Annotated in this window: 21 protein-coding genes and 1 pseudogene; 16 read left to right on the top strand and 6 right to left on the bottom strand. The window is 66.5% G+C overall.

The window, feature by feature from the left end; translation table 11 throughout:
* Positions 1-195 (bottom strand): type II toxin-antitoxin system Phd/YefM family antitoxin (locus tag ACYQ8K_RS15640; RefSeq protein ID WP_459970285.1); only part of this gene is annotated, 195 nt, incomplete at its 3' end.
* 206 nt (positions 196-401) lie between these two features.
* Between ACYQ8K_RS15640 and ACYQ8K_RS15635 the strand changes: the two genes are divergently transcribed.
* Positions 402-893: a hypothetical protein gene (locus ACYQ8K_RS15635; protein WP_036473429.1), complete on the top strand. Its 492-nt coding sequence runs from the start codon at positions 402-404 to the stop codon at positions 891-893.
* 30 nt (positions 894-923) lie between these two features.
* On the opposite strand, the gene ACYQ8K_RS15630 is transcribed toward ACYQ8K_RS15635, so the two are convergent.
* Entirely contained in the window at positions 924-1,253 is a 330-nt protein-coding gene (locus ACYQ8K_RS15630) for a zinc ribbon domain-containing protein (protein WP_225337343.1), read from the bottom strand.
* A 50-nt stretch (positions 1,254-1,303) separates the two neighbouring features.
* Positions 1,304-1,399 (bottom strand): annotated as a pseudogene (locus tag ACYQ8K_RS15625) (helix-turn-helix domain-containing protein); the annotation flags it as partial.
* A 98-nt stretch (positions 1,400-1,497) separates the two neighbouring features.
* Here ACYQ8K_RS15625 and ACYQ8K_RS15620 point away from each other — a divergent pair.
* The gene (locus ACYQ8K_RS15620; RefSeq protein WP_036473430.1) at positions 1,498-1,794 is read left to right on the top strand and encodes a hypothetical protein; all 297 of its coding nucleotides are present in this window, start codon (positions 1,498-1,500) and stop codon (positions 1,792-1,794) included.
* 993 nt (positions 1,795-2,787) lie between these two features.
* Here the strand turns inward: ACYQ8K_RS15620 and ACYQ8K_RS15615 are convergent.
* The 3 genes from ACYQ8K_RS15615 to ACYQ8K_RS15605 are packed head-to-tail and all read right to left on the bottom strand — an operon-like array spanning position 2,788 to position 5,249.
* Entirely contained in the window at positions 2,788-3,114 is a 327-nt protein-coding gene (locus ACYQ8K_RS15615) for a hypothetical protein (RefSeq protein ID WP_036473432.1), read from the bottom strand.
* 51 nt (positions 3,115-3,165) lie between these two features.
* A complete protein-coding gene (locus ACYQ8K_RS15610) occupies positions 3,166-4,533 on the bottom strand; it encodes a cutinase family protein (RefSeq protein WP_459970282.1) in 1,368 nt (455 codons plus the stop codon).
* Positions 4,530-5,249 carry a hypothetical protein gene (locus ACYQ8K_RS15605; protein WP_036473435.1) on the bottom strand — a complete coding sequence of 240 codons (720 nt, stop codon included), beginning with the start codon at positions 5,247-5,249 and terminating at the stop codon, positions 4,530-4,532. The genes ACYQ8K_RS15610 and ACYQ8K_RS15605 overlap by 4 nt, the downstream gene beginning before the upstream one ends.
* Positions 5,250-5,819: 570 nt before the next feature.
* Between ACYQ8K_RS15605 and ACYQ8K_RS15600 the strand changes: the two genes are divergently transcribed.
* Genes ACYQ8K_RS15600 through ACYQ8K_RS15535 form a run of 14 tightly spaced genes read left to right on the top strand, consistent with a single transcriptional unit; the run spans position 5,820 to position 20,493 of the window.
* Positions 5,820-6,020, top strand: coding sequence for a hypothetical protein (locus tag ACYQ8K_RS15600; protein WP_051641674.1), 201 nt, complete (start codon positions 5,820-5,822; stop codon positions 6,018-6,020).
* Positions 6,014-7,036, top strand: a complete 1,023-nt coding sequence (locus ACYQ8K_RS15595; protein WP_036473437.1) for a hypothetical protein — start codon at positions 6,014-6,016, stop codon at positions 7,034-7,036. Before ACYQ8K_RS15600 ends, ACYQ8K_RS15595 begins: the two co-directional genes overlap by 7 nt.
* A gap of 3 nt (positions 7,037-7,039) precedes the next feature.
* On the top strand, positions 7,040-7,357 hold the full coding sequence (locus ACYQ8K_RS15590) for a hypothetical protein (RefSeq protein WP_036473439.1): 318 nt from the start codon (positions 7,040-7,042) through the stop codon (positions 7,355-7,357).
* Positions 7,358-7,372: 15 nt separating this feature from the next.
* Positions 7,373-7,873 (top strand): hypothetical protein, encoded by a 501-nt coding sequence (locus tag ACYQ8K_RS15585; protein ID WP_036473440.1) that lies wholly within the window; start codon positions 7,373-7,375, stop codon positions 7,871-7,873.
* A gap of 36 nt (positions 7,874-7,909) precedes the next feature.
* Positions 7,910-10,408 carry an ATP-binding protein gene (locus ACYQ8K_RS15580; protein WP_036473441.1) on the top strand — a complete coding sequence of 833 codons (2,499 nt, stop codon included), beginning with the start codon at positions 7,910-7,912 and terminating at the stop codon, positions 10,406-10,408.
* 15 nt (positions 10,409-10,423) lie between these two features.
* Positions 10,424-12,253, top strand: a complete 1,830-nt coding sequence (locus ACYQ8K_RS15575; protein ID WP_225337322.1) for a hypothetical protein — start codon at positions 10,424-10,426, stop codon at positions 12,251-12,253.
* A 25-nt stretch (positions 12,254-12,278) separates the two neighbouring features.
* Positions 12,279-13,406, top strand: a complete 1,128-nt coding sequence (locus ACYQ8K_RS15570) for a C40 family peptidase (RefSeq protein ID WP_081284186.1) — start codon at positions 12,279-12,281, stop codon at positions 13,404-13,406.
* Positions 13,407-13,434: 28 nt separating this feature from the next.
* Positions 13,435-14,082, top strand: coding sequence for a hypothetical protein (locus tag ACYQ8K_RS15565; RefSeq protein ID WP_133259259.1), 648 nt, complete (start codon positions 13,435-13,437; stop codon positions 14,080-14,082).
* A complete protein-coding gene (locus ACYQ8K_RS15560; RefSeq protein ID WP_036473444.1) occupies positions 14,082-16,826 on the top strand; it encodes an FtsK/SpoIIIE domain-containing protein in 2,745 nt (914 codons plus the stop codon). The genes ACYQ8K_RS15565 and ACYQ8K_RS15560 overlap by 1 nt, the downstream gene beginning before the upstream one ends.
* Before the next feature lie 17 nt (positions 16,827-16,843).
* Entirely contained in the window at positions 16,844-17,257 is a 414-nt protein-coding gene (locus ACYQ8K_RS15555) for a hypothetical protein (RefSeq protein WP_036473446.1), read from the top strand.
* Positions 17,257-17,451: a hypothetical protein gene (locus ACYQ8K_RS15550; protein WP_036473449.1), complete on the top strand. Its 195-nt coding sequence runs from the start codon at positions 17,257-17,259 to the stop codon at positions 17,449-17,451. Before ACYQ8K_RS15555 ends, ACYQ8K_RS15550 begins: the two co-directional genes overlap by 1 nt.
* On the top strand, positions 17,451-18,329 hold the full coding sequence (locus ACYQ8K_RS15545; RefSeq protein ID WP_036473452.1) for a hypothetical protein: 879 nt from the start codon (positions 17,451-17,453) through the stop codon (positions 18,327-18,329). Before ACYQ8K_RS15550 ends, ACYQ8K_RS15545 begins: the two co-directional genes overlap by 1 nt.
* Positions 18,330-18,350: 21 nt before the next feature.
* A complete protein-coding gene (locus ACYQ8K_RS15540) occupies positions 18,351-20,249 on the top strand; it encodes a hypothetical protein (protein WP_036473453.1) in 1,899 nt (632 codons plus the stop codon).
* A 10-nt stretch (positions 20,250-20,259) separates the two neighbouring features.
* Positions 20,260-20,493 carry a hypothetical protein gene (locus ACYQ8K_RS15535; RefSeq protein ID WP_036473454.1) on the top strand — a complete coding sequence of 78 codons (234 nt, stop codon included), beginning with the start codon at positions 20,260-20,262 and terminating at the stop codon, positions 20,491-20,493.
* Positions 20,494-20,502: the final 9 nt, after the last annotated feature.

The following is a 20,502-nucleotide window of genomic DNA, read 5'->3' as shown; positions in this document are numbered from 1 at the left end:
GATCTGGGCCGGGGTGAGGCGGGCGGGCGTGACTTCCTTGCTGGCGATCAGGGCCGACCAGGCGTCGTTGGTAGCGGGAATCAATTGCGCGACCGGGTGCCCGTGGTGGGTGATCTCGATGGTGTGGCCGTCGGCCACCGCGCGCAGAAGCACACTCGCATTCTGGCGCAATTCACGGACACCAACCCGTTTCATGTAGCACATCGTAACTCAGCGTGCTACATGAGGTACACAATCTGGACCGTTGTTTCAAGTTGCCTCCCTTGGCTGCCCACACCTCGAACGATTCTCCGACGGCTAGGTGCCCAACTCGCCTCAAAGTGCCTGGTCTCCGACCAACGATTCGTACGCCTTGGGTGGCTGCTGAGTAGCCTTGACAAAGATCAGGCGCGGCCAGTCGCGTGCGGCCTGCGGCGGAGGAGACGACGACGAGGATCTCTCTCGACGACTTCGTCAACACCCTCGACCCGGCCCGCGCGACTGTTGAGATGTTCAGCCCGTCCCTGCACCTAGAAACCATCGACGCCGTCTACGACTCCGGAACGGTGCTGTGGCGCGCCGACATCACGATGACCCACGTCGACTCCCACGTGGGGGACCCGGACGTGGTCGTCGGCCAGAGCTACTTTGTCATGGCCCGCACCGGCGTCGAAGGTCTCGCCCAGGAGTTGCTCGGCCGCGAGGAGTTCCACCACCTACGCACCGACCGGTTCGCCCCACTGTTCGACGACCACTGCATCGGACCCGAGCTGGCACAACAGTTCTCCGACTGTGTCGAGGTCGTCATGATCGCGCTGTGGATCGTCGTGGACCCCGCGCTGCAGGGCCACCGCCTTGGCGCGTGGTCCCTATGCTGCCAATGCATCGAAACGTTGACGTCCTCCTCTGGCTGAAGCCAGGGGATTCCAACCTTCCCCTACAACCTATGCGGCAGGAGAGTCGTGTTGAGGTTCACGGTTCATAGACCGGCTAGCGCCGAGGTCTCCCCGTGCTGTCACCGCCCGTCCGGCGGCGATATTGCGTGCAGCGTTTACGTCGGCGTTGCACGGACCTGTGGTGCAGGACTCGCAGTCGAATACCGCTTGGCTCTTGCGGTTTCCGGCAGCGACGTGCCCGCACGCCGAGCAACGTTGCGACGTGAATGCGGCCGGGATCTGCTCGACCCGACCGTAAGCTTTGTGCTGCAGCCGCGCGGCGAGCAAACCCCAACCGCTGCGGCTGATTCGGCGCGCGCGGCAGTCAGCTGGGCGCACTGCTCGTGATAGCCCGGCGCGCGACGGCCCGGTCGCCAAAACTGCTGCTGCTCGACCGCCAAATTCCACACATACCGGGCGTGCCGGCAATGCTCAGCCAACCCCACCACCTGACCAGCAGCGGGAAGCAACCGATAACGCGACACCCCCGCAACCTAACCCCCACCACCGACACCAGAGTGAAAGGAGAAGCGGCGTTTCCTCCCGCGGCTAAAGCTACGGGTCTCCACGCCGCGACAAACCGATGATCCCCACGTCCAACGGGTTGATCCTGATGCATCCGCATTGGGATTCCGAGGCTGATCCGGCACCGTCCGTCGAGCAGTTGGAGACGGTCGAACGCCTGAACAAGTACTGGATGACCGCGGGTATGGTGCCGCTTACGGCGGGCCCGCAGTTCCTCGGCCAGCACGCCAACCGTCACGCGCTGAAATTCGCGCTGCACGCCTATCGGCAGCGCTTCTTCGACGACGACTACCTGATCGAGGTGCCGCTGGACCCGCTTCGGCAGCGGATCCGCGACGGCGACGACTTCCTCTGACGGAAACTAGTCGATGCCAACCGTTAGTCGAACGAGCGAGACGCGGCGGCGGACGGCAGCAGGGTGAAGCACGGGTCGGCGTACTCAGCCTGACGCATGAGAACCGACTCGGATCGGAGAAACGGTGAACCACAACGCGAAACTGCGGTGGCCGATTGTGGCCATCGTCTTGGCGCTTTTAGGTCTATGGATCACATGGGATCACCCGCATCTCATCGATAAGGTGACGGGCGTTACCGTCCTCAGCCTCGGTGCAGCGGGAACGGTTTGGGGACTCGTCGAGAAATGGCCGCTTTGACGTCCCTCTGGAGGGCAGGGACAGGTGGGGCTCCCCTGGCTCCGACCAGAGGAGGACGTCAACGTGCCCACGACTATGCCCCGGCGGCGGCGAGTTTGTTCGTTGCACTTGAGGCCCAACGTCCCGTTTGGTGAGGTCGAATCGTTGTCCCTGCGGCGACGTTATCCGCGGTCACCACCACGACGCGGAGACGACAACCCAACTGCCGCATCTGCCACACCCACGGACTGTGTTCTGCCACTCCCTGGCCCCGGGGGCTCACGCAGTGACCCGTGCGGAAGGGTCCGGTCGCGCGGTACCGGCGCGGGCGGCTCGGCACGCCGTGGCGCACGTTGGCGCGGGCTGGCGCGCATCCGGTGATCGAGGGTGTTTGAGGGCGGTGAAGCGTCGGGATGAACCGCGGTCTGCCGGTGCTTGCGGGGCTGTGGCCGGCGGCTTGGTGCCGGGGTCGGTCGGGGCGCCTGCAGAGCCTTGGCGGAAGGTCTGGGCGCGGGCTCGGAGGGCGGGTTGAGTGACCAATGACGGGGACTGTGCGACCCGTGATTGGTGCGTGGTGGCGCGCTGTGGAGCGGCATCCCAGCACCGGCCGGGGCAGGGCGTTTTGGTGGCGGTGGGGCTGCTGGTTGATCGCGAGCGGCGGGGCCCGCCGGTGGGCGTTTGGAGGTGGGTTGGCGCGGCCTGGAGCGGTCGGTCGGTTACCGGCGGTCGCGTGCTCGGTCGGTGTCGAGTGCGGCGCGTAGCGCGGCAATGTCGGGGTGGCGAACGTAGACATCCCAGTTCTTGTCTAGGTCGCTGAGGTCGTGGCCGGCGGCCAGGTCGAGGCCGAGCTCGGTGAGGCGCGCGGCGAGCTGGCTGGGTTCGCGGCACAGCGTATAGACGGGCCAGTGTTCGGTCTTGCTCGCGGCGACGGCGCTGGTGGCGCCGGGGGTTTCCGACCAGCCGGTGAGGGTGATTGCGCCGGTCGGTTCGCGCAGCAGCCAAAGCCCGTAATCCATGTGGGTGGTCTCCTGGTAGACGGTCATTTACGAGCTCTGGGCGGGGGTGTCTGGGGTCATGGGTGTCCGGGGTGCCTTTCAGACGATTCTGTTGAGTTGGTTGACGAAATAGCGTTGGACGAGCTGGGTGCCGGTGTGGCCGGCGGGGTCGAGGCGGGCGGTGTCGTAGTCGTTGTGGTAGTCGCCCTTGATGAATTCGGCGAAGTGTTTGAGTGCGGTGGCGACGGTGGCGGCGCTGAACTGGGCGAAGGTGGGGCCGAAGATGCCGGTGGCCTGGGTTCCGATGCCGCCGGTGGCCACGCTGATGGCGTTGATGACTGCGGTGACCAGATCGCCGAGGCCGGGGCCTGGGTGGGCGAGGCCGGCCCCGACAGGGCCGAAGGCGCTGACGTTGATGGCGTTGGTCTGCTCCTGCATTTTCGACAGCGCGTTGGCGACGTTGGCGGCTTTGGTTGCGATGGCCGTGATGAGCACGGGCAGTGCGGTCCACGCGCGTGCCTGGATGAGGTTGATGATTTGGCCGGCGGCGTTGAACAGCTCGGATGCGGTGGCCGCGACCTGTGGTCCGGCGAGCCAGAACAGCTGTTGGGCCAGTGCGACGCCGAAAGCGACGCCGCGGTGGACGAGGTCGGGGATGAGGTTGGGGTCTTTGACGAGCTGCAGGATTTGGTTGACGGCGGCGGTGGCGGGGGCGATGAGGCCGGCCATGAACATGGTGGCGAGCTTTTGGGCGGAGCCGGCTGGATCCGAGGCGTCGAGGTGAGATCCGAGGTGGCCGATGAAGCGCATGACGAGGTCGGCTTGGGGCAGGTTGCAGAAGTAGTCCAGCGGTGCGCAGATCGACAGGATGCCGTTGCGTTGAGTGAGCGCGCCGAAGCCGCCGGCGCGTACGCCGGCGAAGCCGACGCCGGGCTGGTTGAGCCCGATGGTGGGCTGGCCTACCGGGGACTGTGAGGGGTCGGCGACGAGGGCGACGCCGAGGAGCCGGTTGGCGGGGATGGCGCCTCTGTTGTGGCCGATTGCGGCTGCGATGTCGCCGGCGGCGTCGGCGCCTTGGCTGTAGCCGGTCAGCAGGAAGTTGGTATGTGGGCAGCGGTAGGCGACCGTTCTCATGTGGGCGTCGGCGCTGTCGATGCCGGCTTGTTTGGAGGCCAGGTAGCCGCCGCCGTCGGTGCCGCCGAAGATGGTTGCCGGGTAGGGCGTGTAGAAGGTGTCGACGGTGAGGTGAACGATCCGTTTGATCGGTTCGAGGATTTTGCCGAGGATGCCGACGGGTTTGGTGGGGTCGGCCTGCGGGGTGGTTTGCGTGGTGCCCGGGATCGCGATCGCTTCGATGGCTGGGCAGGTGGCCGGTGCGGCATGGGCAGGCGCAGCGGTGGACAGCAGCAGGGTGGCGGTGAGGGGTAGCGACACCGCCAGTGGAGTGCAGCGGTGGCGGATGGTCATGCTGCTGCTGCCGCGCTCTCGAAGTGGCTGCTGATTTTGCGGATGGCGCGTTGGGCGCGGCGTTCGATGGCGCCGACGTTGGCGCCGAGGCTGCGTGCTGCGCTTCTGGGGCTGTAGATGTCGGTGTTGAGGTAGAGCGCTTTGAGGGTCTCGTATTCCAGGGCGGTGATGATGCGGTGGTCGCGGGCCTGGGAGAGCAGGTGCGCGGTGTGGTCTTCGTCGGTGCCGGTGTCGCTGCGGTCGAGGATCGCGGAGTGGGGGTCGACGCGCACCGCCGCGGTGGGGGTGCCGGCGCGTGGCCGGGCGGCCATGACTTTGCGCAGGGTGGCGTTGTAGAGGTAGCGCGACGTCAAGATCTGTGGTTCTGCGGCGGTGCGGATGAGGGTGAAAAAGATGGTCAGGGTGTCGTTGTCGCGGGCGTCGCGGTCGGTGGACAGGTAGCCGTCGGGGTCGGCGAGTTCGGCGATGCGGCGCAGGGCGTGGCGCATCAGGACGGCTGCCATGAGCAGGGCGTGGCGGTCGCCGTTGCGGGCGTAGCGCGCGAGGGTGGGCAGCACGGTTGATGCGGTGGGCAGGTGCGCGCAGATGGCGTTGGGGGTGTGCGGGGCGCGCGGGTGCAGGGATTGGATGAGGGTTACTGCGGGCGTGAGGTCGCCGCGGCGGGGCTGGGTGAGCAGGCGGTGGGCCTGGTCGGCGAGTTGGTCCCAGATGGTCATTGGATTCCTTGGCGTCGCGGGGAGGTGACGCGCTTATGGAATCCGGGGACGTTGTTGCGGGGGTTTGCGAAGCGGTGTTTAGAGCGGTTGACAACCCGTCCTCATGGAGGTGACGTGCGTCACATCCTGGAGTGGTGACCTTGGGTTATGTGGTTGTCAGCTTGGTTGACGGGAAATGGGTGGGCGCCGCTGTCGGAGGTTGCTGAGCGCGGCGTACCCGGAGGCCGGCGCATCGGTTCGCGGGGCGGCACCTGGGCATAGCGATGCGTGGGGGCCTTCGGCCGGGGTGCGGCGGGGATTCGTCCGGGCTGTCGTCACCGCATATGCGGTGATGCGCTTGGCGCATACGTTGACGAGCTAATGCAGGAGGGGGAGGCGCTCGTCCGTGGCTTCCGCCTCGCGGCTACAGCCGAGCCGAGCGTAATCCCCCTGTCAAGCATCGAGCGAACATCGCGATGTCATACGCGCGTATGCGTTACCAATTCGTTATGTATGCGGTTGTCGCCAAATCGGTGTTTTGGCCCGCATTAGAGGGCGTCCGAGCATCTACCCCTCTTGGAGGCCTTACCGATGGCGCAGCCGATTCGCCGCACCCACGCTGCGGTCCGCTCCTACTGCGACCAGCTGCGCGAGCTCATGGACCAGCTGCGGTCCGACCCCCTCAACGAGGCCAAGTCCGTGGCCCTGGTCGCGCACATCATCAACAACCGCAGCACGGCCCTGCAGCTGCTTGACGTGCTGGAAACCCAGGCGGTGGGGTCCGTATGTTGACGCGCTCCATCGCCGGTGCGCTGGACTCGCTCTTTCTGCGCGTCAGTGGCGGGGACACCATCCGCGCCGATGAGCTTCGCGCCCGAGCGAGCGCGTCGTTTCTGGCGTTCATCATGATCAGTTACATCCCGCTTCTAGCCGGGGTTGTGCTGCTCGTCATGAATCGGCCGCATGCAACCGATACAGCGGCCGAACAAGACCAATTCACGGCGGTGAAGTCCTACGCAACCCGCTACGTGGATGCCTATCTGAAAGACCCGTCGAACACGGCGGCGATCAAGCAGTTCTACGACGGCGATATCCCCCCGTCTGCGCTGCCGGCCGGCGGGCGGGCGCTGCGCGCCGCGTCATGTCTTCCGGGTGTTTTCAACGACGGTTTTCAGACCTATTCGGTCGTCGTTGACGCCGAGATCCCGAAGGCCGCCAACGCCGCGTCCATGGTGCCGGTCAAGCTCCAAGTCGATATCTCAGCAGACACCCACAACTTGTACCGCGCGTTCACGCTTCCGCACGCACGACCGGATCGCCAACCGGGGCTGCCGGTGCAGCTGGCCACACAAACATTGGTCTCCGAAGACCGGCCGGTGTACAAGACCGTCGCCGGGTTCCTCGCCGCGATGCTCACCGGGCAGGGAGACCTGACGCCCTACATCTCTGCGGCGGCCAAAATCACGGCCGAACAACCACCGCGCTTCACCACGATGGCCATCGAGCGCGTGCAAACCAATTCCGAGGCTGCCACCGCCCAGGACGTTCCTCCCGCAGCCGACGGCATTGAGGTCACGGTGCGGGCCGTGATGCAAACCGCCAGCGGCGTGCTGATGCCGATGGATTTCCCCCTCGTGATGTCGGTGGCAGCAGGCCACTGGCAAGTCGACCGGATCAACGATGCGCCCAGCATCATCCCGCCCAACCAAGCAGGGCCGTCTGGACCGTCATTGACCCCAACGACCACCGCCACAACGTCCACCAAATCACCGCGCGGCTACGCCACCAACAGCCCCGAAGGGAGCTAACAAATGATCACCACCGTCGCCTCGTTCATCGCGGACGGATCCGCCTCAGCAGCAGCCACCCATGTCCGAACCGTGGCAGCCCCGATTTGGGATATCGGCGCCAACATCAAAAACCAGGGCATCAGCTTCGCGGTGTTCTTGGCGATGGGCGGCACGGCGGTCTTGGCGGTGTTCGAATACTTCGTCGTCAAGAACAAGACCGCCGCGCTGAAAACCGTCGCTGTCGGTGTCATTCTCATCGGCATTATCGGGGCACTGCCCTCGCTGGGTGTGGTGTCCAAAGACACCGTCCACAGCCTGACCAACAGCGGAACCCGCTGAGCCGGGACAGCGCCGATGTTTGTCGCCAAGTGGTACACCCGAGCCTCGCGGGTCCGCATCGTCATCGCCAAGTTCGACGGGCGATGGAAGCTCCCCGGCGGACCCTTCCCGATCCCCGAGCTGATCGCGCTCGTCGGTGGGTTGTTGATCACCCTGTTCGCGCTGCCCCGGTTCGGCGATCCCTTACTGACCGGCGCGGTGGGAGTGAGCGTCACAGTCGCCGCGGTCGGGGTGATGCGGCGCATGCCGTACTCCCCCGTCAAATTCAGCACTCGGCTGCACCGAATCTTCCTCCTCTACACCAGTCCCCGAAGCAGCAGCGTCAACGAACAGCGCCGCGTCGAGGCCGTGTCGACGGTGCGGCCAACCATCACCATTCTCGACGCAATCGACGCGGCGCCGGTATCGCACCGCGCCGAATCGCGCCCACATGCGCCGACCGCAACAGTCACTGATTCCGGGTGGGACGACCTGTTCGACCGGCCGCACAGCACTGCAGCAGAACTGTTCACCTGATCACCGCCTCAAACACCCTCGAAGAAGGACGCTCTGATGGCTCACCAGCTCGACCAGAACCTGCAACCCACGATGTCGGTGATGGGCAACCTGCGCCGCATGCGCGATGGCGCAATCTGGGCCGACTACCGGCTCACCGGACTGGCGTATGGATACACCAGCGACGAACGCAAATACGACACCTTGATCCACCACAAAAACCTGATCCGAGCGCTGCCGAACAACGCGGTCATCGCAGGCGTCATCGCGGCGATGAATCCGGACGAAATCCTTGCGCGCGCGATCGCCGGAACAGACCTCAGCGCCCGTCCGATGTGGCGCGAGGAATGCGAGGGCAAGCACGAGTACTTTTCGTCCACGGTGCACGCCGCCGAGCGGATTTTCGTGCTGTCATTTCCGGTCACCGACGCCGACGTCGTATCCGATCTCACCGGCTGGGGCGGCGTGGCGCGCCGCTCGGCGGAGCGTGACCGCGTCGAGATGGCAAGGGCGGCAGCGCTAGCGGCCGCGATCGTCGCGCGTCTTCCGTCGGTGTTTGCGTTCGAGCCATTGACGGCAGCGCAGATGGTGTGGCTGTGGAACCATGCGTTGTCACGCGGGACGCGCCGCGAGGTGTTTCCGCCCTCGATTTCGTCGAACGTGTCCTCCCCCGCCGGAGCGTTCGCCGCAGCGGAATTCGACGAAGGTGAACGGCGTGGCGACCGCAAGCGGTGGCGGCCGGACAGCTTTGCGCCGCTGGTGAAGATCAGCCAGCCCGGCCGGATCGGCGCGGCCACCTCATGGCAGACGCTGCTGGCGATCGAATCGCTTCCCCTCGAGGGGTTGCAGTTTCCGGGGTCGGAGTTTTTCACCATCGCCGACCGCGTCGATGGATTCGACGTCGACTGGGCAGCGCGGATCAGCAAGACCAGCCGCGAGCAGGCGATCGCGCGCAACACCAAGAACCTGCGGCGGCTCAATGAGCAAGTCGGTGAGCGCGACTCCGAGGTGTCCTTCGCCCAAGACATGCTGTCGCAGCAGGCGCTCGATCTCGGCGAATACAACGCGCTGTTGGAAACCAACGACGACGAGATCGAGGTGTCGATGTGCCCGATCTTCGCCATCGCCGGCGCCTCGCGGGCCCAGTGTGAGGACGGGGCGCTCAAACTGGTGCAGGCCTTCGAACGTAACCGCATCAAAGTGGTCGCCCCGCTGGGCGGGCAACGCGAGCTGTGGTCGGCGATGAATCCCGGCGGTGCCGGCCTGCGTGTGGTTGCCGACTTCTCCCACGTCACCATCAGTGAGTACCAGGCCGCCAGCGTGCCGTTCGCGACCAATGCCGTCGGTGATGCGCAGGGGCCGATCATCGCGCTGAATTTGTCGGGTCGGCGCAATCAGCCGGTGCACCTGGAGTGGTGGCGTGAGCCGCTCAAAGACGCGTCCTCGGCGATCGCGATCGCCGGTGAATTGGGTGCGGGCAAGACCTGGCTGATCATGTACATGCTGTTCCATTTGGTCGACATCGGCGGTCAGTTCTTGGCGATCGACCGCACCGATTCCGGGGAGTACGCGCGCCCGGCGGCCACCCTGGGTAGTCACGCGATCATCGACCTGATGCGGCCGCAGTGGTCGATGGATCCGCTGCGCACCTTCCAGGCCGATATTGGGGTCGACTCCGCCGTCGAACTGCTCACGCCGCTGTTCGAGTGCGAAGCGAACTCCCCGATGGGAATGACACTGGGTGAGGTGCTGCGCCCGGAATGGGGGGTGCGCTCGATCCCGGACCTGCTTGCCGTGCTGCAGCGCGGGGCTGACATGGGCAAGTTGGCCGACGGCAAGCCGCTGCCTTCGGGATGGGATGAGCTGCACCGCCACCTGGCCTACTGGTCAGGCCGCCGCTATGCCGCGGCGCTGTTCGACCCGAATCTGCCGTCGCTGGATCTCAACACCGAAGGCATCGTGATCCGCACCAACAGGGTCGAGGTGCCCACCGGTGAGGAAGTGGCGGGCCGCGAGGCGCTGAGTCCGAGCAAGGTGTTCGGTCGGGCGATCTATGGGCTGTCGATGGAGTTGGGTCGCCAAGCATTCCAGCTCAACAAAGCGCGACCGGCCGCGGTGGCCCTCGATGAGGCCTACCACGTGACCTCCACCTCCACCGGTTTGGCCCGTACGGCGCGGCTGGCGCGCGACGGCCGTAAAGACAACATTTCGTTGATCCTGGGAAGCCACGACCCGGTCAACGACTATCCCGCGGGCACCGCATTGGACCTGATACCGATGCGGATCGTCATGCGCCACCGTGACGAGACGCTGGCCAGGCGGTCACTGAAATGGCTGGGGATCGACCCCGACAAGAACCCGCACATCGTGCGTGACTTGACGACCAACACCTCACCCAAAGGCGCCGACGGCAAGGTGGTGCGCGGCCGCGAGGGCGAGGGCTACATGCGCGACGCCCGCGGCGCGATCGGCCGCATCAAGGTGCTCGGCCCCTCCTCGCCGCTGCGGCGCGAAGCGATGAGCACCACTCCCCCCGACCACAGCCAAGTCGCCTAGCCCACGGAGGTTCATGTGAGGGACCATCGGCCCAACAGCGGCGGCCGGGTGCTCGTCGACGCCGATCGGCTGGCGCGTTGGGATCAAGGGATTCGGGCCTGGACTCCCGCGGCCGTGCTGCGGTGGTGTGCACGTCACCGTGCGGTGACCACGGCGGTGCTGATTGGATTTCTGCTGCTCGTGGTCGGCGCGGCCCAGGCGAGCGCGGATCCAGGTACCGGCGCCGACACCGGGGCCGGGGACGTGCTGATTTCCTGGATGGGAATCAAAGACTCCGACAATGTGCCGGTCGCCAAATACACCTTGACCCTCAATCAGGGCGGCTGGGACGATCCCACGGCGAAGATCTTTTCCTACGTCGATTCTGTCGTCTACGAGGTGTATCTGTGCGTCACGACGACCGCGCTGTGGCTGATCAAATTCGTGCTCGACTTTTCGTGGTTGAAATTATTCACCGGCCCGTTTCAGACCATCGGTCACGGCGTGGATACCGCGATGGACCGGTTCGGGTTGGCCGCGACCGCCCTGGCGGTCTTGGCGATCATCGCGGTCTGCACGGTGCTGGCCGGCCGCACCGCCAAAGCGGTGTCCAACATCGCCATGGCGATGGTGATGATCGGTATTGCCGCAACGATTTTCGCTAACCCGCTGGCCGAACTCGTCGGCCCCGATGGGCTGCTGGCCAAAGGGCGTGACACCGGTCTGCAGATCGCGTCGTCGGTGTCGGACGGACACATGAGCGACAACGGCGGCAAGGCCAACATCGACGACATGGTGTCACGTCTGGCCGATAGGTTTTTGCGTTCGCCCACCCAGATGATCAATTTCGGGCAAGTCAGCGACTCGATTTCGCGTAAATGCAAAGAAGCATGGTCGAAAGGAATCAAAGACCAGCACGGCGACAAACTCAAAGACGACATTCAGGGGTGCGACTCCAAAAAGGGCGACCAAATGCACGACAAGTCTATGGGTAACCCCGCCGCCTTCCTGGTGCCGCTGTCCATCTGCGGTTTCCTGGCCAGCATCCTTGTCGCCTTCGCCTGCTACTTCGTGTGGCATGTGGTGCGCGCGGCGGTACAAGCCATGCTGTATGCCGCGCTGGCCCCGCCGGCGTTCGCCATCGGCGTGATACCGGGCGGGCCGCAGATGTTCGCGTGGAAAACCCTGCTGGACTGCGCGATGGCGTTCGCGGCGATGGTCATCTACACCGCGGCGTTCGGCGGTTACAACGTGATCCTCGACCAAGTCTTCAAGGAGTCGACCAACGCCATCCAGTCGATCTTTCTGACCACGCTGGTCCTGGCGTTCGGGTTCGCGTTCTTCGGGCCGCTGCGCCGCATGTTCGACCGCAGCCGCGACACCATGGCCGCCAAACTCGGCGGCGGAAACAGCGGCGGGTCCGGCCGAGGCTGGCTTTCCAAGTCCGCTGACCTGGCTGCACTGAAGGGCAACCTGGCGCCCGGCGGGCGCGGCGCCTCGAGCAACAAACGCGAGCCGGGCCGCATCCAACCAGAATCGGACTCCTCCAGCAGCGCCGGCGGGGGCGGTGGCGGCGCCGGTCCAGACGGCGGCGACGGACCTGGATCCGGGCCGGCATCCATCAGCGACCCCGCAGCAGGTGGCGCAGGCGCATCGGGGGCAGGCCGCGCCGGCGGCGACGCCGACACCTCCTCGGATGCCGGCGGCCACCAGCGTGCGCCGCAGCCAGCCGAACCGGCGGTCGTGGTCAGCGATGCCAGCCGAGTTCACGACCGGCTGGCCGAAGCGGTCCGGATCTACCGCGCCAGCCGCGGCGGGGGCGGGGGCGGCCGCGAGGGCCGCCACGCGTTGTCTGAGGCTGCCTGACTAGGGCCGGGCACTGATGGAACCGATGGAATGGGTGGCGATCGCCCGCACGGTATGGGCGCATCGCCGCAAGCTCTACGCCGCGCTGGCGTTGCTGGCGCCGTTCGCGTTGACCGCGCTGCTGGTGATCTTCGTGGTGTTCCTCGGTGGCGGGGCGCCGCCGGCCACGGCGGGGCTGACCCCGCAGTGCCAGCACCAGCTGCAGTCCCAGGGAATCAGCCCCGACACCGGGGTGTCGTTTGGGCCGGGCCCGATCAACAACGGCAAAGCTGTCATCGCCGCCGGCCTGCAGATGAAGGTGCCCGAGAAGGGCATCATCATCGGCTTGGCGGTGGGCATGGAGGAATCCGGGCTGCGGAACCTGGCCAACTCCAATGTGCCCGAATCGATGGGCATTCCCCATGAGGGCGTGGGACACGACCACAAGTCGGTCGGAATCATGCAGCAACAACCATGGTGGGGCAGCCTGCGTGACCTGATGACCCCCGGCGTTGCGGCTCAAAAGTTCTTCGCCAAGCTGCTCAAAGTCGGCGGCTGGCAGAACATGGCCCCCACGGTGGCCGCCCAAGCAGTCCAAGGATCGGCCTTTCCCGACGCCTACGCCGCATTCGTGACACAGGCAACCGCGTTCTACCGCCAGCACTTACACGAAGTGATGGCCAGCTCTGGTCATCCCACCCCGCCGGAGTCCACCAAAGACGACAGCGGCCGCGACATCTGCGGTGTGGTACGCGATCCGCACGCCGGCGCGCCGAGCAACCTGGGGCCCGGCACCGCGGCCGGGGTGGCCGCCGCGCGAGCCGCAGAAGCCCAGATCGGGCTGCCCTATGTGTGGGGCGGCGGAAACACCAACGGCCCCACCGGGGGCGGATTCGACTGCTCAGGTCTGGTGCTCTACGCCATCTACCAAGCCTCAGGACACCGAATTGTGTTGCCCCACTTGACCTACGACATGGTCCACTACGGCAGCATCGTCCCACGTACCGCCGTGCAGCCAGGCGATCTGGTGTTTTTGAACCCCGACTCCCGCGGGCCCGGACACGTGGCCATGGTGGTCAACCCCACCACGATCGTGGAAGCCCAAGACTTCGGGATCCCGGTGAAGCTCTCACCGTTTCCCTCCCGCTTCGTCGTCATCAAACGCGTCCTATGACCGAGAAAAGAGGCAGGCTGACATGAACATGAGCACACAGCAGCGATCACTGCGAGCCCGATGGTGGCGCCTGCGGTGGTGGATGCGGCGGGTCCCGCTGCGTCTGCGCCTGGGAGTGATCGCCGGCATCGTCGCCGTGGCGGGATTGTGCTGGCAGTACAGCACCCACCACGGTGAGACCGCCGCCAGCGAGCGCCACCAGCAGCGGCCAGCCGCCAGCGCCACCCCCGCGCCGGCGCCGGCGGCCCCGCCTGCTGACTACGGCGACAACCCTGCGGTGGACCAGCTGCCGGCACCCACCGTGGCGCCGCAGCTGGCCTCGATCGACGCCGCTCGGGCCCTCGCCGCGCGGTTCGCCACCAATTTCGCCTCCCCGAACGACAATCACGACGACTGGTTGGCCCGCATCAGCCCCGATGTGTCGCAGCAGCTGATCGAGCAATACCGGCTCACCGATATCCGCAACGTCCCCCAGGCCGCGGTGAGCTCGCTGGACGGGCCGCTCGACGAGCTGCCCGGCGCCGTGGCGTTTCGCGCCACCTACAACGACGGGTCCCAGATCGAAATCCGTCTGGCGCTGGCAGCAGACGGCTGGAAGGTCGCCAACGTGGTGCCGGTCAACTCCGACACCACGCCGGCGCCGGCCTCCTCCTCCCCGGGCCCGGGGGTGCGGTGATGGCAGCGAACAAGACAGCTCCCGGCGCCAAGGCTGACACCAGGACGGCGCCGCCGCCGCGGCCCTACGCGATCAACAACGCCGAGCTCAAACGCCCCCACATCGCCGGCGAATCCGCGGCCGAGCAGAAGCAGGCCGCCCAAGGGTGGCGGTGGATCATCCTGTCCGCGCTGGCTGTGGTCGCGCTACTGACCTACACCAAGATCTGGCCAGCGGCCCAGCACCTGCTCTATTCGCCCTCACCGGTGCGCGACTACCTGCTGCCCCCCTCAGCCAACCCGATCTACGTCGTCGCCGGCGTGGGCGTGGGCTGGTTTTGGATCTTGTTCATCGCCGCCCCGGCGATCGCCGCGGCGGCGGCCGCACTGTGGTGGGCCATGCTGGCGTGGTCCAACCACCGCGCCCGCACCGGCCATCTGGGCCAGCTGCGTGCCGGACAGGCCTGGACCGGTGAGCAGTACCCCACGGTGCCGCTGATTGTGGGAGGCGCTGGTGTGACCCTGGCCCTGGCCGGGGCCCTGTTGCGCTGGGCCGGGCCCGCGGCGAGCACCCTGCCTGGTCGGCTGGTGGTCGTTGCGCTATTGGTCGCGGCCGGCTACGGGTTCACCCAATTCGCCTGGTGGGCGTACCTGCGCGGCACCATCACCCGCCAGATCAACAAGGTCACCTACCTGGCGTCGTTCACGCTGGGATGGACCGATGACCTGCGAGCTGGCCGCGTCAAGGTCATACGCTGCGCCTACCCGCGCCGGCAAAAAGCATTCCCCAAGGTGGTCAAGCTGCTCTACAGCCAGCATCCCCGAGCAGTCGGCGACGACCTCATCGCCGAAGTCGGCGCGGTGCTGCGCGAGGTCACCGGCCACACCTACACCCTTGAACATGAGGCGTTGACCCGCACACTGACCGCCACCCACACCGTGACCGTCGATGAGCACGACGCCGTCGACGACGCCGAAACGGTGCTCGCTCCGCTGGTCGCCTCCTGGTTTGATGCGGCAGCCCACATCGCCTCGGTGACCGTGGACACCCCAGCCCCGGTGACCGACGAGGCTGACGGGCAGGCCGCCAGCAGCCCGCCCGCCGATGTCGATGAGGAGCTGGCGCAACGAGCGGCCGCCACCGGCAACGACGCCATCGCCTCGCGGATCCGCGAATTCACCGTCGGCTTCGCCTACAACCTGAAGGTCAGCTCGGCCTATCGCCGCGGAGTCATCGAAGGCATGGTCTCTGATGCGCTCGGAGGATCCTGGGAAGCCGAATGGAGCATGGCCTCGCGGCGGGTGCGGTTCGTGCGCAGCCCCGGCCTTCCCGTCCTGGTCGACCCGCCGCTGCAATTCCCCACGGTCACCCGGGCGACCATCCGTTCCCTGTACAAGCACACGGTCATCCCGTTCGGCGTCGACGCCTACGGCAACACCATCAGCTGGGACTTCAAACAGTCCCCGCACATGCTCATCGCCGGCCAGACCTCCTCGGGCAAGACGTCGGCGCTGATGACAGTGGCCACGCAGTGCGCCCGGCGGGGTTTCAACGTGGTCGAAATCGACCCGAAGGGCTTCGACTCCCCAGGGATGCGGGATTGGCCGAACGTGTCGCTGGTGACCGCCGGTACCGACGAAGACGGCTTGGTCGGGCACACCGCCGCGCTGCGGTTCATCGCCGACACCATGCGCGATCGGCTCTCGCAGGTCAAGATCAATCCCAACCGCGCCGACGACTTCGACCCCATCATCGTGATCACCGACGAGTTCTCCAACCTGGTGGTGGCGTTGGCCGAGTTCTACGCGACGTACAAGACCAGCAAGGAAAAAGGAGCGCCGCCCACCACCAAAGACGTCGGGATCCTGCTGCGGACCGCGCGAGCAGTGGCCATCCATATGGCGATCGGCATCCAGCGTCCCGACACGATGTTCATCTCTGGTGAGGCGCGCGACAACACCGCGTTGCGGGTGGCGATGGGCCGCCTGCGATCCAAGGACGCGGCAATCATGATGTTCAACGACGCGGTCGCGGGCACCCGCATCCAACCGGGCATCAAGGGCCGCGGCACCGTGCAGCTGCCCGACGGCCGGTTCCGGGAGATGCAAGCGTTCTACACGCCGAAAATCCCGGCCACCGAGGAGCAGTGGGCGGCGTTGACAGACCACGAACGCGCCATCCTCACCGAGCTGCGCAACGTCGACAGCTTCTGGCCGCGCCGGGTGGTCGACAGTGCGCTGCGCGGCTACGACCCCGAGGACGAAGACCAGTCGCTGTCGTTCGCCGACATCCGCCAATCACCGATCGTGCTCGCCTCCGAACGTCCCGACCTGGACCCCCTGAGCGAGCAGTACGTGCGACCGTTGAGCGCGGTCCGCCAGGCCACCATGGACGACGAGCATGCCGACCTCGCGGGGATACCACACGGCCACGATGGGCAGGGCGCCACAGCGCCGGCGGCCGCGTCATTCGGGGCGCCCGTTGACGGCTTCGACGACGACTATTTACCGACCATCGAAGACGAATACGCTGCCGCGATCCCGGTCGCGGCCAACGAGATCACCCACGGTGATCTGGTGGACCTTTCCGTTGACGGTGTCGCAGACTGGAAGTACGTTCACGCCGAGCCTTACCTCACCGAAGATGCTGACGGTCTTGACCGGCTGGTGATCCCCTATCGGGACCTCGATGACGGTCACGACGCCGCCGACATCGAGGTCGATCCCTACGAGGTGATGCAGGCTCGCAAACTGCATATGCACTAGCGACAACGGAGGTGGGTATGGCGCCCAGGAAAAGGAAAAACGGCAGGGCTGCCGCGGAGGCCGCGTATGCCAACCTACTCAAAGACAACACCGCCCTCGTCGGTGATGTCGGAGAAACCTGGGACGCCTACGTGGCCCAGCTCCACGACGCGGCGGCGGCACGGGAGCGCTACGAAGAGGCGCGCGCCGCGGCGGTCAAAGGTGGTGCGGTCACCAACGATCAACTCGACCAAATGGGCTACAAGAAAACCGCCAAGTTGCCCACACCGCCGCCCAGAACCCCGGCCGGCCCCACCTCGCAGAGCTCGCCGGGGTCCAAGCCGGATGCCCCCGCGGGGCGGCCCGAGCCATCTTCTGATTCACACACCAACGGTGTATCAGCCGAGCCGGCGTTGGCCTCGGTGGGCGCCGCCAACCGAGGGGAGTACTGATGAGTGCGATCGACGCGCTGGTCCAAGAGTCTCAGGAGCAGCACCGCCGCTACTACGACCTGTTCGGCCATAACCCGGTGCGTGGTGACGGGCTGCGTGAGGTCGGCGAACTGAGCCGGCAATGCGCCGAGCAGGCCCGCGAAATCCGTCAACAGGTCTTGGATTCGAACTTCTCCACGGCGGTGCTCGGCTAATGGGCGGTCACGGCGGCCCTTTCGCCCAGTCAACCGGTCATGATCACGTACCGCTGGACGGGTTCAACGGAAACGCCACCGGTGCCGGTGGTGCCGCGGACGGCAGTGCTGATGTCAACATCAACGGCGGCAACGCCATCGCGGGTAACTCCGCAGCCGAGGCCGCCGAGATCGCCGCAGTCCCCAATCCGCAATCACCCGAAGGCCAACGTCAGATCCTGGCGATCATCGAGAAATACCAGTCCAAAAGCGCTGGCACAGTTGAAGAATCGGCGGCCACCCAGCAGGCCAACGGCGAGGACGCCGCCAACGGCGGTCACCACCACCATGGAGACGACGACGGTAAAGACGACTCCAAAGGCGGTAGCGGCCTGATGGACATCTTGAGCCAATTGCTCGGCTCAGGGAGCTCAGGGCTGCAAGGCATGAACCCGTTGGGTCAGGGCATGAGCCCGTTCGGGCAAGGAATGGGCGGTGCTGGCGCCAACCCGTTCGGCGACCCCTACGGTGCGCAGCAGGCCGGTGCGACCAGCCCGGCCGCCAACCCCTTCGCCGACCCGCTGGCCTCGCCGAGCGCGCCGGCGGCCACCACCGTGGGAGCCACCTCAGACCCGTTCTCCAGCTCCCCCACCGGCGCCACCAACGCGACCCCGGCGGGCAGCAACCCCAACGCGGCCACCAACCCCTTCACCACCGCAGACAACCCCGGCGGACAAGGCGGTGGCGGCGGTGCGGGGGCTGTTCCGGCGACCGGCGGCGGCACCAAGCCAGGCGCGAGCGCGACGAACACCTCGGGTGTGGACCTGGATGCGTTTTCCGGCGGTGATGGCGGCGCTGTTCCCGCGGACCCGGCCACCAGCGCTACGGGCAGCAAGTAGTCCGGGCACAGCGCGCAGGTCATGGTGTCCACCGCCGTCAGTAGCGTCCCGGTCACCTCATGGTGGTACGGGCAAAGCCGAGCGCGCGACGTTGCGCGGCGCCTGGAATCGCTGTCGGGGCTCTCACCGGCACCGGGGCCCGCCGGGGTGATCACCGCCCGCCGCGACGAACTGACGGTGACCTTCGTCGAAGGGCTCAAAGCTCCCCTGCCCCAGCCGTGGCAGCCCGCCGGCCGCGAAGCCCGCATCGGTTGGGAAGCCGTCGACCCCGGGTACCCACCGGACCCCAACCATCCGGTTTACCTGGTGGTGTTCGGGACCACCGATGACGGTGGACTGGTGGGGTTGAACCTGGCCGCATTTCCCCGGCTGCGCGTCGAAGGAGATCCCGACACCGCTGCCGCATTGATCCGCCGCTGGGTGCTGGAACTGGTGGCTACCCATCCCGCCATCAGCATTGGGATCACCGACGACGTGTGGACGGGGCCATGGACCACCCGGGTGCAACCAGTGGCGCCGGGGTCTGTTCCCGGCGTCGACGTGCTGGTGTGTGGTCCCGGGCTGACCTATGCCGAACGCGCCCAGATCGTGGCCGCGGCGACCAGCCCGATCCTGATTGACCTCGGTCAAGACGCGGCGATGTCGAGCACCTGGGTGATCAACTGTGGTCCCGATCGGCTCGGGCAGATCAGTCGCGGCTCCTCGTCGCGGCCGATGACGGCCACACTGATCGTTCCCAGCGCCGAGGTCGTCGAGCGCTGCGCCGAACTGCTGACCGACCAGCCTGAGCATCCGGTCGCCACCCCTGAAGCGGTGCCGGCCGAACGCGGCGCCGCCGCCGGCGCAGTGCACTGGGATGACTCGGCCCTCGATACGACCGGCCTCGACGAGGACAGCCCGACCACTGGGACTGCAGGCCTTGCCGACAGCGCGCCCCGGCCTGAACCCGCGCCTGGCGAGCAGGGCCCGATCGACTTCTTCGCCCCCGGGAACGCAACCTCGACGCCCGCGGCGCCGACGTTCCTGGTCGCCGACCACCCCGATGACAGCCAAGCCGCCCAACGCGCCCCCGTTGCGGCACCCGCAGACGAGCACCACGCTCCGGGCCCGGCCCCGCACGCTGCACAAGCCGACCTGCCGGCAGCTGCACTGCCTGTTGCCGCGGCGACCGAAAGCCGGCAACAGACCGATGGGCCAGCGCCGGTGATCGCGCCGATGTGGAACCGCATCCTTGGCCAGGTAGTACTGCAACCACCGCACAGCACCCAAGAGCCCGGGCCCCGGGAAAAGCGGCTCAACGAACTCACCGTGTTCCTTCAGCACCGCCCCTGGGCCAGGGCCGATGACATCATCGCCTGTGTCTACGGCGGGGCGGCCTCAGAAAAAACGGTGACCCAGCAGCTCTCCTTGCTGCGCGCACGGCTGGGAGTCGTGCGCCCCGGTGGGCCAAAAGCGTTGCCGCCCATGAGCGATGGTGGCTATCACCTCGACAACGCGGTGCGCTCAGACTGGATGGAATTCGAGCGGCTGGTGGAAATCCTCGTCGAGACCACCCCCACCCCGAACCTGATCGCAGCGATGGATCTGGTCACCGGGCCGCCGCTGAGCAGAATCCCGCCGAAAGAATGGGCCTGGACCAAAGACTTGCGCGAAGAGTTACGTGACCGAGTTCCCGCAGCTGCGGTGGCCCTGGCGCGCCGGCACCACGACGCCAAGCGGTTCGGGGCCGCGGTCGAAGTCGCGCGCAAAGGCTTGTGGTATGACAGCGTTCGACAGGACCTGTGGCAGGTCGCGCTGGCGGCGGCTCTCGAGGGCCACGACAAGGACGCGTTCCGCGCATTGCGCGGACAGTTCCTCGCGACCGTCGCCGGACCCGATCGGGATCCGGTGGTCTTCGATCTCACGCGACAGGCAGGATAAAGGGGCCGCCATGCATTCCATCACTGTGACGCAATTCAAGGACGACGACGACGAGGTCATCACCACTGCCGAGACCGACCCGGCTGCCTTGTCGGTGTCGGTGTGCACCACCGGCGCGATCGTCGATGTCGACGCTGCCGTCAAGACGCTGCGTCCGCTGGGTGTCGAGGGATTCACCGAGTTGTTCCTGGCCTGCGCGCAGGCGGCGTTCGCCCACCGCTACGACCCACTGTTGTCCGAGTAGCGGCAGGGT

The sequence above is a fragment of the Mycobacterium sp. MUNTM1 genome (assembly GCF_054660795.1).
This window is presented reverse-complemented; position numbering and strand designations above follow the sequence as displayed.